This is a genomic window from Pseudomonas sp. GW460-12-10-14-TSB1, assembly GCF_017349775.1.
In the GTDB taxonomy this organism is placed as follows: domain Bacteria; phylum Pseudomonadota; class Gammaproteobacteria; order Pseudomonadales; family Pseudomonadaceae; genus Aquipseudomonas; species Aquipseudomonas piscium.
Map to the genome: position 1 here is coordinate 23,047 of NZ_JACNAC010000023.1, position 15,386 is coordinate 38,432.

The 15,386-nt window shown below is 62.6% G+C and carries 17 protein-coding genes; all 17 read right to left on the minus strand.

Going from position 1 to position 15,386, the window contains the following annotated elements:
- Positions 1–26 precede the first annotated feature (26 nt).
- The 17 genes from J4D52_RS15355 to J4D52_RS15435 all read right to left on the minus strand — a co-directional run bounded on the left by J4D52_RS15355 (position 27) and on the right by J4D52_RS15435 (position 15,315).
- Positions 27–398, minus strand: coding sequence for a chemotaxis response regulator CheY (locus tag J4D52_RS15355; RefSeq protein ID WP_003183998.1), 372 nt, complete (start codon positions 396–398; stop codon positions 27–29).
- A 160-nt stretch (positions 399–558) separates the two neighbouring features.
- A complete protein-coding gene (fliA, locus tag J4D52_RS15360) occupies positions 559–1,299 on the minus strand; it encodes an RNA polymerase sigma factor FliA (protein WP_007922505.1) in 741 nt (246 codons plus the stop codon).
- Entirely contained in the window at positions 1,296–2,126 is an 831-nt protein-coding gene (fleN, locus tag J4D52_RS15365) for a flagellar synthesis regulator FleN (protein WP_007922506.1), read from the minus strand. Before fleN ends, fliA begins: the two co-directional genes overlap by 4 nt.
- A 118-nt stretch (positions 2,127–2,244) precedes the next feature.
- Positions 2,245–3,561, minus strand: a complete 1,317-nt coding sequence (flhF, locus tag J4D52_RS15370; protein ID WP_025805212.1) for a flagellar biosynthesis protein FlhF — start codon at positions 3,559–3,561, stop codon at positions 2,245–2,247.
- Between the two features lie 11 nt (positions 3,562–3,572).
- Positions 3,573–5,702 carry a flagellar biosynthesis protein FlhA gene (gene flhA / locus J4D52_RS15375; protein ID WP_025805210.1) on the minus strand — a complete coding sequence of 710 codons (2,130 nt, stop codon included), beginning with the start codon at positions 5,700–5,702 and terminating at the stop codon, positions 3,573–3,575.
- Between the two features lie 166 nt (positions 5,703–5,868).
- Positions 5,869–7,005, minus strand: coding sequence for a flagellar biosynthesis protein FlhB (gene flhB, locus J4D52_RS15380; protein WP_025805209.1), 1,137 nt, complete (start codon positions 7,003–7,005; stop codon positions 5,869–5,871).
- A 3-nt stretch (positions 7,006–7,008) separates the two neighbouring features.
- Positions 7,009–7,791: a flagellar biosynthetic protein FliR gene (gene fliR / locus J4D52_RS15385; protein ID WP_025805208.1), complete on the minus strand. Its 783-nt coding sequence runs from the start codon at positions 7,789–7,791 to the stop codon at positions 7,009–7,011.
- 3 nt (positions 7,792–7,794) lie between these two features.
- Complete coding sequence (gene fliQ / locus J4D52_RS15390; RefSeq protein ID WP_003184009.1) at positions 7,795–8,064, minus strand: flagellar biosynthesis protein FliQ; 270 nt, start codon at positions 8,062–8,064, stop codon at positions 7,795–7,797.
- 24 nt (positions 8,065–8,088) lie between these two features.
- Positions 8,089–8,838 carry a flagellar type III secretion system pore protein FliP gene (gene fliP, locus J4D52_RS15395; protein ID WP_025805207.1) on the minus strand — a complete coding sequence of 250 codons (750 nt, stop codon included), beginning with the start codon at positions 8,836–8,838 and terminating at the stop codon, positions 8,089–8,091.
- Positions 8,838–9,275 carry a flagellar biosynthetic protein FliO gene (fliO, locus tag J4D52_RS15400; protein ID WP_063429020.1) on the minus strand — a complete coding sequence of 146 codons (438 nt, stop codon included), beginning with the start codon at positions 9,273–9,275 and terminating at the stop codon, positions 8,838–8,840. Before fliO ends, fliP begins: the two co-directional genes overlap by 1 nt.
- Positions 9,276–9,743, minus strand: a complete 468-nt coding sequence (fliN, locus tag J4D52_RS15405; RefSeq protein ID WP_063429385.1) for a flagellar motor switch protein FliN — start codon at positions 9,741–9,743, stop codon at positions 9,276–9,278. It lies immediately after the preceding gene.
- 54 nt (positions 9,744–9,797) lie between these two features.
- The gene (fliM, locus tag J4D52_RS15410) at positions 9,798–10,766 is read right to left on the minus strand and encodes a flagellar motor switch protein FliM (protein WP_009042741.1); all 969 of its coding nucleotides are present in this window, start codon (positions 10,764–10,766) and stop codon (positions 9,798–9,800) included.
- 9 nt (positions 10,767–10,775) lie between these two features.
- Positions 10,776–11,279, minus strand: a complete 504-nt coding sequence (gene fliL, locus J4D52_RS15415; protein ID WP_102676215.1) for a flagellar basal body-associated protein FliL — start codon at positions 11,277–11,279, stop codon at positions 10,776–10,778.
- Positions 11,280–11,446: 167 nt separating this feature from the next.
- Positions 11,447–12,811, minus strand: a complete 1,365-nt coding sequence (locus J4D52_RS15420; protein WP_102676214.1) for a flagellar hook-length control protein FliK — start codon at positions 12,809–12,811, stop codon at positions 11,447–11,449.
- Between the two features lie 111 nt (positions 12,812–12,922).
- A complete protein-coding gene (locus tag J4D52_RS15425) occupies positions 12,923–13,267 on the minus strand; it encodes an Hpt domain-containing protein (protein ID WP_025805201.1) in 345 nt (114 codons plus the stop codon).
- A 30-nt stretch (positions 13,268–13,297) separates the two neighbouring features.
- Entirely contained in the window at positions 13,298–15,004 is a 1,707-nt protein-coding gene (locus tag J4D52_RS15430; RefSeq protein ID WP_063429016.1) for a fused response regulator/phosphatase, read from the minus strand.
- 5 nt (positions 15,005–15,009) lie between these two features.
- On the minus strand, positions 15,010–15,315 hold the full coding sequence (locus tag J4D52_RS15435; RefSeq protein WP_025805198.1) for an STAS domain-containing protein: 306 nt from the start codon (positions 15,313–15,315) through the stop codon (positions 15,010–15,012).
- Between the last annotated feature and the right edge of the window lie 71 nt (positions 15,316–15,386).

The window sequence follows — 15,386 nt, forward strand, 5'->3', positions numbered from 1 at the left end:
CCCCCGTGGCGGAATGGTTCCACATCTCAACCGATGCGTTCGAAGATCTTCTCGATCTTTTCTTTCAACGCCTGGGCCGTGAAGGGCTTGACCACATAGCCGTTTACGCCGGCCTGGGCAGCTTCGATGATCTGTTCGCGCTTGGCTTCAGCGGTCACCATGAGTACCGGCAGGTGCTTGAGTTTTTCATCGGCGCGCACATGGCGCAGCAGATCGATACCGGTCATGCCAGGCATGTTCCAGTCCGTTACCAGAAAGTCGATGCTCCCACTGTTGAGGACCGGAATGGCGGTGGTGCCATCGTCAGCCTCGACCGTGTTGGTGAACCCCAGGTCACGCAACAGGTTTTTTATGATCCGCCGCATCGTTGAGAAGTCATCAACGATGAGGATTTTCATGTTCTTGTCCAATTCGACCTCCAAGCAGTCTTAAACGCGTCCAGCACCTGGACGCGCCATTCAATCAATCAGGCAGAGCACTCAACGACTGCATGGAATACACACCGCAAGACCGGCAACGTCGTGCCAGTCTCGTCCGCAGTGTCCCCCACACTGCCTGTCAGCGCGCTCGCCACTCTCCCAAACGCCCCCGCAAACGGGCCGCGCACTGGCTGTGTAACTGGCTGACCCGCGATTCGCTGACCCCCAGGACCTCACCGATTTCCTTGAGGTTCAGCTCTTCGTCGTAGTACAGCGCCAAGACCAGTCGCTCACGCTCCGGCAAATTGGCAATCGCGTCCGCCAGCGCAGCCTGGAAACGTTCGTCCTCCAGGTCGCGCGACGGCTCGAGATGAGCACTCGCGCCATCCTCATGCAGCCCTTCATGCTCGCCGTCCTGCAACAGGTCGTCGAAGCTGAACAGGCGACTGCCCAAGGTGTCGTTCAAAATCCCGTAATAATCGTCGAGACTCAATTGAAGTTCGGCCGCAACTTCATGATCTTTAGCGTCACGACCGGTTTTAGCTTCAATTGCGCGAATGGCATCGCTCACCATCCGGGTATTGCGATGTACCGAACGCGGCGCCCAGTCACCTTTACGAACCTCATCGAGCATCGCACCACGGATACGGATACCCGCGTACGTCTCGAAACTCGCGCCCTTGCTCGCGTCGTACTTGGTCGACACTTCGAGCAGACCGATCATCCCGGCCTGGATCAGGTCTTCGACCTGGACACTGGCCGGCAGGCGCGCCAGCAGGTGATAGGCAATACGCTTGACCAGTGGCGCATAACGCTCGATCAATTCGTACTGGCTGTCACGTGCCGACTTTTTGTAAAGGTTGTAGCCGCTGGCGCTCATAGCACCGGTCCCGCTGTCTGATGCACTAGCCGCTCGACGAAAAATTCCAGATGTCCACGTGGGTTGGCCGGCAACGGCCAGGTATCGACTTTCTGCGCAATGGCCTTGAACGCCAGCGCGCACTTCGAGCGCGGAAACGCTTCATAGACCGCACGCTGCTTTTGCACGGCCTTGCGCACGCATTCGTCGTAAGGCACGGCGCCGACGTATTGTAGGGCTACGTCCAGGAAGCGGTCCGTGACCTTGGTCAACTTGGCGAACAGGTTCCGGCCTTCCTGCGGGCTCTGCGCCATGTTGGCGAGCACGCGGAAGCGGTTCATGCCGTAGTCGCGGTTGAGCAGCTTGATCAGCGCGTAGGCGTCGGTGATCGAGGTCGGCTCGTCGCAGACCACCAGCAAGACTTCCTGCGCGGCGCGGACAAAGCTGACCACCGAGTCGCCGATACCGGCAGCGGTGTCGATCACCAGCACATCGAGGTTGTCGCCGATGTCGCTGAATGCCTGGATCAGGCCGGCATGCTGCGCCGGACTCAGATGAACCATGCTCTGGGTGCCGGACGCCGCCGGCACGATACGGATTCCACCCGGCCCCTGCAGCAGCACATCGCGCAGCTCGCAGCGGCCTTCGATCACGTCGGCGAGGGTCCGTTTGGGGGTCAGCCCCAATAGCACGTCGACGTTAGCCAGACCCAGGTCGGCGTCCAGCAGCATGACGCGCCGGCCGAGCTCCGCTAGGGCCAGGGACAAGTTCACTGACACGTTAGTCTTGCCGACGCCACCTTTGCCGCCGGTCACCGCGATCACCTGTACGGGATGCATGCTGCCCATGTTCTTTCTTTACCTTGTCTTACTTAGACGGGGCCACATAACTGGCTGCGCGTTCACCAACGGAACAATGCCTGGCAGACCATCGATGTAGGTACATTGCAATTTTTCCATGATTCCCTCAGCCAACCCGCTTGGTCGGGTTGTGGTAGAGGTCAGCGAACATGTCAGCCATGGCTTCTTCGCTGGGTTCTTCCTGCATCTGCACGCTCACCGCACGACTGACCAGCTGGTGACGGCGCGGCAAGTGCAGATCGTCCGGAATCCGCGGGCCATCGGTCAGATAGGCAACAGGGAGTTCGTGACTGATCGCCAGGCTCAGCACCTCACCAAGGCTGGCGGTTTCATCCAGTTTAGTCAGGATGCAGCCGGCCAGCCCGCAACGCTTGTAGCTGTGGTACGCGGCGGTTAGAACCTGTTTCTGGCTGGTGGTTGCCAAGACCAGATAATTTTTTGCCCGGATCCCGCGCCCGGCCAGGCTTTCCAGCTGCATGCGCAGGGCCGGGTCGCTGGCTTGCAGGCCGGCGGTGTCGATCAGTACCACGCGCTTGCGCAGCAGCGGATCGAGGGCTTGCGCCAGGGACTGGCCCGGGTCGACATGGGTCACCGAGACGTTGAGGATCCGACCCAGGGTCTTGAGCTGTTCCTGGGCGCCGATGCGGTAGCTGTCCATGCTCACCAGCGCGATGTTCTGCGCGCCGTACTTGAGTACGTAACGGGCAGCCAGCTTGGCCAGGGTGGTGGTCTTGCCCATGCCGGCGGGGCCGACCATGGCGATCACACCGCCCTCCTCCAATGGCTCGACTTCAGGGGTCACGATCATCCGCGCCAGGTGGGCCAGGAGCATGCGCCAGGCCTGGCGGGGTTCGTCGATTTCAGTTATCAGCGCCAGCAGGTCGCGGGCCAGCGGACCGGACAAGCCGATACGTTGCAGGCGCCGCCAGAGGTTGGCCTGCTCGGGCCGGCTGCCTTGCAGCTGGCTCCAGGCCAGGGAGCCGAGCTGGACTTCCAGCAGCTCGCGCAGGCCGTTGAGTTCAAAACGCATCGAGTCGAATGCCCGCTGATCGACGGCCGGCGCGGCGGCCACCGGGGCCGGGCGCTGGGGCTCGCTGAACGTAGGTTCGATCAGCGGCTCGGCGGCGGTCAGCGGCAGGCCGGCGAACAGCTGGCGACTGGTGCTGGCATCGCCGTCGCCGCGCAGGCTCAGTTCGGCCTGGGCGGTAACGATGCGCGACTGAGTCTTGCGCAGTTCGTCCTCGAGTTCCATGTTCGGAACCCGGGGCGCCAGCGCCGACAGCTTGTAATCCAGGGCAGCCGTCAGCTCGACACCGCCGGCGATGCGGCGATTGCCAATGATGGCGGCGTCGGCGCCCAGCTCATCACGAACCAGCTTCATGGCCTGACGCATATCGGCGGCGAAAAAACGCTTAACTTGCATAACCCACTACCTCAGCCGTTGGGCCCTACTGTCGCAACGATGGTCACTTGCTTGTTGTCAGGGATTTCCTGGTAAGCCAACACGTGCAAGCCCGGGACCGCCAGGCGTCCGAACCGCGAGAGCATCGCGCGGACCGGACCGGCTACCAGCAGAATCACCGGTTGACCTTGCATTTCCTGGCGCTGCGCGGCTTCGATCAACGAACGCTGCAGCTTCTCAGCCATGCTTGGCTCCAACAGAACACCCTCTTCCGAGCCTTGTCCTGCCTTCTGCAGACTATTGAGCAAAATCTGTTCCAACCTGGGCTCCAAGGTGATCACAGGCAGCTCAGACTCAGTCCCTACAATGCTTTGCACGATGGCGCGCGACAATCCGACGCGCACCGCGGCCACCAAAGCGGCAGTATCTTGACTCTTGGCGGCATTGTTCGCGATAGCTTCGGCAATACTGCGGATATCGCGCACCGGCACCTGTTCGGCCAGCAGCGCCTGCAGCACCTTGAGCAACTGGGACAACGAGAGCACGCCCGGCACCAGTTCTTCCGCCAGCTTCGGCGAGCCCTTGGCCAGCAGTTGCAGGAGCTGCTGGACTTCTTCGTGGCCGATCAGCTCGCTGGAGTGCTTGTACAGAATCTGGTTGAGGTGGGTGGCGACCACGGTGCTGGCGTCGACCACGGTGTAACCCAGCGATTGCGCCTGGGCGCGCTGGCTGATCTCGATCCACACTGCCTCCAGGCCGAAGGCCGGATCTTTGGCGGTGATGCCGTTGAGACTGCCGTAGACCTGCCCCGGGTTGATCGCCAGCTCGCGGTCCGGATAGATCTCGGCCTCGGCCAGGATCACTCCCATCAGCGTCAGCCGGTAAGCGCTGGGCGCCAGGTCGAGGTTGTCGCGAATATGCACGGTGGGCATGAGAAAGCCCAGGTCCTGGGACAGCTTCTTGCGCACGCCCTTGATCCGCGCCAGCAGTTGCCCACCCTGGTTGCGGTCCACCAGGGGAATCAGGCGATAGCCGACTTCCAGGCCGATCATGTCGATCTGGGTCACGTCATCCCAACCCAGCTCCTTGGTTTCCATGGCGCGGGCCGGCGAAGGCAGCAGTTCCTGCTGGCGCTTGACCTCTTCCAGCGCCTGGACCTTGACCACGTTCTGCCGTTTCCAGAACAGGTAGGCAGCGCCAGCCGCCAGGGCCGCCATGCTCAGGAAGGAAAAGTGCGGCATGCCCGGCACCAGGCCCATCACCGCCATCAGACCGGCGGCGACGGCCAGGGCCCGGGGCGAGGCGAACATCTGCCGGCTGATCTGCTTGCCCATGTCTTCGGAACCGGAAGCACGGGTCACCATGATCGCGGCTGCGGTGGACAGCAGCAGCGATGGCAATTGCGCCACCAAACCGTCACCGATGGTCAGCAAGGCGTAGACCCGGCCGGCATCGCCGAAGGACATGTTGTGCTGGAAGATACCGACCGCCATGCCGCCGATCAGGTTGATGAACAGGATCAGCAGGCCGGCGATGGCGTCACCGCGGACGAACTTGCTGGCACCGTCCATGGAACCGTAGAACTCAGCCTCCTGGGCCACTTCCTGGCGTCGCGCCTTGGCCTGGGCCTGGTCGATCAGGCCGGCGTTGAGGTCGGCGTCGATGGCCATCTGCTTGCCCGGCATCGCATCGAGGGTGAAACGCGCGCTCACCTCGGAAATCCGCCCGGCACCCTTGGTCACCACTACGAAGTTGATGATCATCAGGATCGCGAACACCACGATACCGACCACATAGTTACCACCGATCACCACCTCGCCGAAGGCCTGGATCACCTTGCCCGCGGCAGCGTGACCGTCCTGCCCGTGAAGCATCACCACCCGCGTGGAAGCCACGTTCAGCGCCAGGCGCAACAGGGTCGCCACCAGCAGGATGGTCGGGAATACCGCGAAATCCAGCGGCCGCAGGGCATACACGCAGACCAGCAGGACGACGATCGACAGGGCGATGTTGAAGGTGAAGAACACGTCCAGCAGGAACGGCGGCACCGGCAGCATCATCATGGCCAGCATGACCAACAGCAACAGCGGCACACCCAGGTTCCCCCGACTGAGGTCAGTCAGGTTAGTGCGAGCCGTGCTGATTAACTGAGAGCGATCCACCGGTATTCCCCGTTCCCTAAAGCAAACTTTTGACGCCTGGAGGCGGCGCAGGGCGGGTATTGCAAGAAGCCTTCCAACTTTGGCCTGGAAGGCAAACTGATTTATGGCGTTGCGCCATCACTGGCTAAAAAGGGTGACTCCAGCGCCGTCGGCGCCAGGGCGCGGATCAGGAATCGCGTCGCAAATCCGGCGGAATCGGCAGGTCCTTGAGCGGATCTGGACGCTTGCCCTTGCCAGCCTGGTGCTGGCGAATCTGATAGACATACGCCAGCACCTGGGCCACCGCCAGATAGAGCCCGGCAGGGATCTCCTGCTCCAGCTCGGTGGAGTAGTAGATCGAACGCGCCAGCGCCGGCGACTCCAGCAACAGCACTTCGTTGGCCACGGCGATCTCGCGGATCTTCAGCGCCAGGAAATCGCTGCCCTTGGCCAGCAACACCGGCGCCCCGCCCTTCTCCGCGTCGTACTTGAGCGCCACGGCGTAGTGGGTCGGGTTGGTGATGACCACGTCCGCCTCGGGAATCGCCGCCATCATCCGCCGCTGCGACATCTCGCGCTGGGCCTGGCGAATCCGCTGCTTGACCTCCGGGCGCCCTTCCTGGTCCTTGTGCTCGTCCCGCACTTCCTGCTTGGTCATCAGCAGCTTCTTGTAGCTCTGGTACAGCTGCACCGGCACGTCCACCGCGGCGATCAGGATCAGCCCGCAGGCCATCCACAAGGTGCTCCAGGCCACCACTTGCACACTATGGATAATCGCCTGCTCCAGCGGCTCGTGGGCGATCCGCAGCAGGTCGTCGATATCCGAGCGCAGCACCGACAAAGCCACGACCAAGATCACCACAAACTTGGCAAAGGCCTTGAGCAACTCGATCAGCGAGGTCGGCGACACCATGCGCTTCATGCCGCTGAGCGGGTTCATGCGACTGAACTTGGGCGCCAGACTCTTGGTTGAAAACAGCCAGCCGCCCAAGGAGATAGGACCAATGAGTGCCGCCAGCACCAGGGGCAGCAGGATCGGCATCGAGGCGATAATCGCGATCTTGCCCGAATGCAGCAGGTACAGGCCCATGGCGCCAGGACTGAGCAGCACCTCGCGCGGCAGGGAGAAGTTCAGGCGCATGATTTCCAGCAGGTCTTGCGCCACCCCCGCGCCGTAGATCAGCAAGCCAGCGGCTCCGATCATGGTGATCGCCAGGGTGTTGAGCTCTTTGGAGCGGGCAATCTCGCCCTTTTCCCGGGAGTCCTTTTTACGTTTCTCCGTGGGGTCTTCTGTCTTGTCCTGACCGCTCTCGCTCTCAGCCATGGTTCAACGCGCCTGTGCCAGGTTGCGCAGCAACTGCAGGGCCTCGACGGCCAGCGGTTGGTACTGGTTGAGAATGTCGCCCAGGCTGATCCAGAAAATCACCAGGCCCAACACCAGGGTCAGCGGGAAACCGATGGAGAAAATGTTCAGTTGCGGCGCCGCGCGGGTCATCACGCCAAAGGCGATGTTCACCACCAGCAACGCTGTGATCGCCGGCAATACCAGCAGCAGCGCTGCGCCCAGCACCCAGCCGAGCTTGCCGGCGATGTCCCAGAAGTGGTTGACCAGCAGCGCGCTGCCCACCGGCAAGGTGGTGAAACTTTCGGTCAGCACCTCGAAGACCACCAGATGACCGTTCATGCCGAGGAACAGCAAGGTCACCAGCATGGTCAGGAACTGCCCGATCACTGCCGCCGAAACGCCGTTGGTGGGGTCGACCATGGAGGCGAAGCCCATGCCCATCTGCGTCGAAATGATCTGCCCGGCAATCACGAAAGCCTGGAAGAACAGCTGCAAGGAGAAGCCGAACAAGGCGCCGATGATGATCTGCTCGGCAATCAGCAGCAGCCCGCTGAGGTCCAGCGCATTGACCGCCGGCATGGGCGGCAAACCCGGCACCACCACGACAGTGATGGCCAGGGTGAAATACAGGCGGATACGGGTCGGCACCAGGGTCGTACCGAAGACCGGCATGGTCATCAACACGGCGCCGATCCGGAACAGCGGCAGCATGAAAGTCGCGACCCAGGTGCTGATCTGCGTATCGGTAAGCGCCAGCAGAGACATGGCTTAGCCGATCAACTGCGGAATACTGCCGTACAGCTGCAGGATGTATTCCATGAAGGTTTGCACCAGCCAGGGACCGGCGACGATCAGCGTCACCAGCATCACCAGCAGACGCGGCAGGAAGCTCAGGGTCTGCTCGTTGATCTGGGTGGCGGCCTGGAACATCGCCACCAGCAAGCCCACCAGCAGGCTGGGGATCACCAGGATGGCGACCATCATGGTGGTCAGCCAGAGCGCTTCGCGAAACAGGTCTACTGCGACTTCAGGCGTCATAGCGCGTCACCCGCCAACAAGGTTCTAAACACCACCGAAACTGCCCGCCAGGGTACCGATAATCAGGGCCCAGCCATCCACCAGCACGAACAGCATGATCTTGAACGGCAGGGAAATGATCAGCGGCGACAGCATCATCATACCCATGGCCATCAGCACACTGGCGACCACCAGGTCGATGATCAGGAACGGAATGAAGATCATGAAGCCGATCTGGAACGCGGTCTTCAGCTCCGAAGTGACGAAGGCCGGCACCAGGATCGTCAGCGGCGCCTGATCCGGCGTCGCGATGTCGGTGCGCTTGGACAAGCGCATGAACAGCTCCAGGTCGCTGCTGCGGGTCTGGGCCAGCATGAAGTCCTTGATTGGCACCTGGGCCTTGGCCACCGCGTCCTGGGCATTGAGTTTCTCCGCCAGGTACGGCTGCAGGGCATCCTGGTTCACCCGGTCGAACACCGGGGCCATGATGAACATCGTCAGGAACAGCGCCATGCCGGTGAGGATCTGGTTCGACGGCGTCTGCTGCAGGCCCAGGGCCTGACGCAGGATCGAGAACACAATGATGATCCGGGTGAAGCTGGTCATCAGAATGACGAACGCCGGAATGAAGCTCAGCGCGGTCATGATCAGCAGGATCTGCAGGCTGACCGAATATTCCTGCTGGCCCTCGGCATTGGTGCCGAGGGTGATCGCCGGGATCGACAACGGGTCGGCCGCCAGCGCCAGCGGCGCCGCCAGCATCAGGGCCAACATCAAGAGGAGGCGCAACGGCATTACTTCTTATCCTTCTGATCCTTGCCCAGCAGCTCCATCAGACGCTGGGCAAACTCCGGAGTCGCCTGCTCGGCGCTCGGCACCTGCACCGGCTCCTTGAGCACATGCAACGCAGTGATGGTGCCCGGCGTCAGGCCGAGCAGAATCTGTTCGTTGCCGACCTGCACCAGCATCAGCCGGTCCCGCGGACCAAGCGCCCGCGAGCCGACCAGCTCGATGACCTGCCCCTTGCCGGCCGGTCCGGCCTGCTGCACCCGGCGCAACAGCCAGGCGAGGAAGAAGATCAGCCCCACCACCAGCAACAGGCCCAGCACCAGCTGGGTCAGCTGCCCGGCCACGCCGCTGCTGCCAACCACTGGCGCGGCGGTACTGGCCGCCGGCTCGGCGGCCAGGGCCCAGAGCGGCCAGGCCAGGAACAGCGCGAGTAGCTTTCTCACTTAGCGCAGCTTCTTGATGCGTTCGCTCGGACTGATCACGTCGGTCAGGCGGATGCCGAACTTCTCGTTGACCACCACCACTTCGCCATGGGCGATCAGCGTGCCGTTGACCAGCACGTCCAGCGGCTCGCCGGCCAGGCGATCGAGCTCGATCACCGAACCCTGGTTGAGCTGCAGCAGGTTGCGGATGTTGATGTCGGTGCTGCCGACCTCCATGGAGATCGATACCGGGATGTCCAGGATCACGTCCAGGTTCGGCCCGTCGAGGGTCACCGGCTCGTTGCTCCTCGGTACACTGCCGAACTCTTCCATCGGCAGGCGATTGGATGCCGGCGCACTGGCCGCGTCGGCTGCCAGCAAGGCGTCGATATCGTTTTGTCCGGCATCGCCGGTTTCCTGCAGAGCGGCCGCCCACTCATCAGCCAGGGCCTGGTCTTCTGCGGAAGTCATTTCGTGTTCGTCAGCCATGTTGTCCTCGGCGGGCAAAAAATCATTAACAAAGCGAATTCATAACAGCGCCGCTCAACGGCGCTCGATCGGCTCGATCACTTGCAGGGCCAGGTTGCCCTTGTGCGAACCGAGCTTGACCTTGAACGCCGGTACGCCGTTGGCGCGCATGATCATGTCTTCAGGCAGTTCCACCGGGATCACATCCCCTGGCTGCATGTGCAGGATGTCGCGCAGGCGCAATTGCCGGCGAGCCACCGTGGCGCTCAAGGGCACATCCACGTCCAGCACGTCTTCGCGCAGGGCCTTGCTCCAGCGCTCGTCCTGGTCGTCCAGGTCCGACTGGAAGCCGGCGTCGAGCATTTCCCGCACCGGCTCGATCATCGAGTACGGCATGGTCACGTGCAGGTCGCCGCCGCCGCCATCGAGCTCGATGTGGAAGGTCGAGACCACGATCGCTTCGCTCGGGCCGACGATGTTGGCCATGGCCGGGTTCACTTCGGAGTTGATGTACTCGAAGTTGACTTCCATGATCGCCTGCCAGGCTTCCTTCAGGTCGACGAAGGCCTGCTCCAGCACCATGCGCACCACGCGCAATTCGGTCGGGGTGAATTCACGGCCTTCGATCTTGGCGTGACGACCATCGCCGCCGAAGAAGTTGTCCACCAGCTTGAACACCAGCTTGGCGTCGAGGATGAACAGCGCGGTACCGCGCAGCGGCTTGATCTTCACCAGGTTGAGGCTGGTCGGCACGTACAGCGAGTGCACGTATTCGCCGAACTTCATCACCTGCACGCCGCCCACCGCCACGTCCGCCGAACGGCGCAGCATGTTGAACATGCTGATACGGGTGTAGCGGGCAAAACGCTCGTTGATCATTTCCAGGGTCGGCATGCGTCCGCGGACGATGCGATCCTGGCTGGTCAGGTCGTAGCTTTTGACGCTGCCGGGCTCGGCGGCGTGTTCGGTCTGTACCAGACCGTCATCGACGCCATGCAGCAGCGCGTCGATCTCATCCTGGGACAGCAGGTCCTGCACGGCCATGTCGTGTTCCTACTGCAGTACGAAGTTAGTAAAGAGCAACTGCTCGACCACCACTTTGCCGACCTCTTTCTGGGCCACTTCCTGCACGCTGGCGGTGGCCTTCTGGCGCAGCATTTCCTGGCCGACCGGAGTCGCCAGGGTGTCGAAGCTCTGGCCGGAGAACAGCATGACCAGGTTGTTGCGGATCACCGGCATATGCACTTTCAGCGCGTCCAGATCGGCCTGGTTGCGCGCCAGCAGGGTGATGCTCACCTGCATGTAGCGCTGGCGGCCGTTCTGCGTGTAGTTGGCCACGAAGGCTGGCGCCATGGGCTCATAGATGGCCGCTGGCTTGACGCTGCTGGTCGCCTCGGTCGTCTCGACAGGCTTGCTCTGGGCACTGCTGTGCATGAAGTACCAGGTAGCCCCGACGGACAAACCGATCGCCAGCAACAAGGCCAGGACAATCAAGAGGATAAGCTTGAGTTTGCCTTTCCCGGCGGGGGTTTTCTCTGCTGCTTCGCTCTTCGCCATGCCAATAATCCGTCACTAATCGGGTTTTCACAGTCGCACGGCAAGGCAAGAGCAAGTGTTATGCCAGATTTGTCTGAACCGAAGGGATAGGGAAGCGCAAAGCAAAAGATCGCCAGCCGCGGCGTCACGCGACTGGCGATCTTCTGTTCAATGACGCCCGAAGCGGGTCAGGCGTAATAGTCGACGGCGCTGGTGCCGATGACCGTGCTGGTACTGGCGGCGACTTCGGCGACGCTCGGCGACAACTCCTCATCCCCGCCATCCAGGCGCCCGCCACTGGCGCTGGTGCCGTTGCTGCGATGCTGCCCCTGCTGGGCCTGCTCCTGCCCCCCCTGCCAGTTGCGCGACTGGTCGGAGACGTTGACGTCCACCTGCCCCATGCCTTGCTGGTGGAACATGTCGCGCAGGCGATGCATCTGCCCTTCGAGGGCCTCGCGCACGCCGACATGGGCACTCATGAAGGTCACCTGGGTCTGCTGGTCCGGCACCATGTTCACGCGAATGTCCAGGCGCCCCAGCTCGGCCGGTTGCAACTGGATCTCGGCCGACTTCAGATTGACGCTGGACAGGTACATGACCCGGTTGACCACCTCTTCGGTCCAGCCGCTCTGATGCATGGCCAGCGGCTGGTTCACCGGGACGGCGTTGGCGGTCTTGGGCGTGGCCGCCTGGGTCAGGGCCGCCAGGCGGTTGGCGAAATCATCGACGCGAGTGTCGCTGGCAGCGCTCTTGAGGTCCTTGAGACCGTCATCGAGCAGACCGCTGAAGGCCTTTTCGCCGCTCTGCTCGGTGCTGTCCTTGTCCACCTGCAGGTCCAGCATGTTGGCCATGCCGCTGGCGAAGGTCTGGGCCGAAGTCGGCCCGTCATCGGTCGTCACAGTCGGCGCCGCCTTGCTCGGCGCCTGGCTAGAAGCCGAGACATGGCCGCCCTGCTCCATGGCCAGGCGCACTGCCGGCAGCGCATCCAGCGGATCGGCTTCGGGATCGAATTCAGGGTCGACCGGCACCGGCGCCACGGTACTGGCCACCAGCGGCGCAACCGGCTGTGTTTGCGGCTGCACTTGCGGCTGTGCCGGAACCGGCGCGGCCGCCACTTCCGGCTCTGGCACCGGCAATGGCACCGGTTGGGTCGCCTGCATCAGCGCCGGATCCAGGGTGGGGTCGACCGGCGCGCCGTCGGCCAGCGCCTGATCGCTGCTCGCGGCCTGATCATCGGCGACCTTGTCGTCACTGGCAGCGGCCTTGTCGGCAGGCAAGGTTTTGCCGCTATCGGCAACCGCCGGCTCGGGGACGGCAGTCTTGCCCTTGCCCGGATCCACCTTGGCAGCGGCTTCGACACCCTTGTCACGAGCCGGCTTGATGGGGCCGTCGGCGGCCGCTACCGGCTTGCCGAGCGCTTCCTTGGCGAACACCCGGGCAAAGCTTGCGCCTTTATCCCCGGGCTCGGCGGCGCTTGCCTGGGGGGTGGCGGAAGCCGCTTGAGTCTTGGCCTGGGAGGCGGCCTGAAGCAGCATGTTCGGGGTAAGAGGCATGAAAACGGTCTCCGCTGCACTGGGATCGTAGGTACAGTTGGGAGACTTGTCTGCAAAGGTCGAGCCAGCTTTGCTGGCTCGCGGGGAAAAGCCTGGGTTGCGGCGGTTTTTTCAGCAGTGAAAACGCTGGCGTTCCTGCTCGCACAGCTGCCGGACAATGGCGAATTCGCCATCGATCTCGCCCACCAGCTGCTCGATACCGCGCAACGACGAATCCTGGGCACGTTGCTCCAACTGATGACAGAGCTCGGCCAGGCGAATCGCCCCCATATTGCTGCTGCTGCCCTTGAAGCTGTGGGCAGTGGCGACAAGTTGACGGGGGTCGTCGACCTTGTGCAACTGGCGCAAACGCTCTTCGGAGTCGCAGAGGAAGGTGTCGAGCAACAACGGATACTCATCCTCCATGACTTCCTGCAATGCGTTCAGCACCTCGTGATCCAGATGAATTTCAGCCACTTGCTCACTCCTTGATCAAGAATCGGCGAATTATGCCAGAGGCTCCCAAGAAAACTCCACGCAGGCACTACGACCATCGTCAGACCAGCTGGCACGCTGGCTGAGTTGACGGATCAGGCTGACGCCGCGCCCGGACAGGCGGTCGCCATCGACGGGTCGTGCCATCACCCGCCCGACATCGAAACCGCTGCCACTGTCCTCGACCCGGATCAGCAAACGACCGCCGGCACCCTGGGGCTCCACCTGCAGGTGCACCCGCACAAAACCCTCCTGCAACGCTTCCAGGCGTACCGCGCGCTCCCGGTAATAGCGGGAAAACCCCTGGGCATCGCGCTTGAGGCTTGAGTCCAGGCGCAATACGCCATGCTCCAGGGCATTGGAATACAGCTCGGCCAGCACACTGTAGAGCGCCCCGCTCTGCGCCCGCAGGCCATGCACTTCCAGCAACAGTTGCAGCAGGTAAGGCAGAGGGTTGAAACGCTTGAGGGTGGCGGCGCGATACTCGAAACTCACCGACCAGTCCAGCGGGCAGGACTGACCGCTGTCGGAGTACACCAGCGCCGGCGGCGTCAGCTGCCGGGCCTCGAGCAGACTGACCTCGACCATGCTCACATCGTCCCGCGCATCGCCACCAAACTCGCTCAGGGCCCGCTGGATCTCCTCGAACAACAGGTCCGGCTCGCGATTGGCGGCAAATACCTGCTGCAGGCGCTCGACACCGAACAACTGCTCATTGGCGTCGCAGGTGTCGATCACCCCATCGGACAACAGGAACACCCGGTCGCCCAGGGCCATGGGAAAGACTTCGGTGCGGTCGTCGAATGCCTCGGCACCCAGCACTCCCAGCGGCAGATGGTGCGCCACCAGCGGCACCCGCTCTCCGCTTGCCAGGCGATGCAGGTAGCCATCCGGCATGCCGCCGTTCCACACCTCCACCGCCCGCCGCTGGAAACTCAGGCACAGCAGCGTCGCACAACAGAACATGCCCACTGGCAGGATGCGCTTGAGCTTGGCATTCATCTCGCGCAGGGTTTCGGGCAGCCCGTAACCCTTGGCCGTCATGCCATAAAACACCTCGGCCAGGGGCATCGCGCCCACGGCCGCCGGCAAACCGTGGCCAGTGAAATCCCCCAGCAGCACATGCATGTCGCCCGTCGGGGTAAAGGCAGCCAGCAACAAGTCGCCGTTGAACAGCGCGTATGGCGACTGCAGGTAGCGGATATTCGGCGCGTTCAGGCACCCGGAATGCGCCACCTTGTCGAACACCGCCTTGGCCACCCGCTGCTCGTTGAGCAGGTAGTCATGGTGCTGGGTGATCTGGTCGCGCTGCTGCAGCACGGTTTCCTGCAGGCGCCGCAAGCGATCCATGGCCTTGATCTTGGCGGCCAGGATCACCGGGCTGTAGGGTTTTGCCAGAAAATCGTCGCCGCCGGCTTCCAGGCAACGCGCCAGCGCCTCGCTCTGGGTGAGCGAGGTCAGGAAAATGATCGGCACCAGCGCCTCGCCAGCCAGGCGCTTGATCTGCCGGGCCGCCTCGAAACCATCCATCACCGGCATCATCGCGTCCATCAACACCAGGTGCGGGCGCTGCTGGACGAACAGCTCCACCGCCTCGGCGCCGTTACTCGCCGTCAGCACCTCGTGCCCCTGGCGCCGGACGATGCTCGACAGCAACATGCGATCGCTCGTGCCGTCCTCGGCGATCAGCACGCACAGGGGTGCCTCGATCGACTGCATGTCGATCAACTGATGTCGAACAGCTTGTCGAAATTGGAAATGGCGAGAATCTTGCGAACGTCCGAGTTGCTGTTGATCACTCGCACGTCGGAATCGTCGCCGCCGGCGTGATCGCGCAGCAACAGCAGCATGCCCAGGGCAGAACTGTCGAGGTAGGTGGCGTCTTTCAGGTCCACCACAATGGAGTCGGGCTTTTTGTTGAGGTGCTCGTAGGACTCGCGAAACTCTTGGTGCCGGCCAAAATCGAAACGTCCCTTGATCGAAATCGTCAGTTTTTGCCCGTCCGGTGATACTTCAGTAACGACTGACATGATACCGCTTCCTTGTGATTGGCAATCTGTACAAGGTTTAGCACCCCGTACAAACATGGGCAACCCGAACC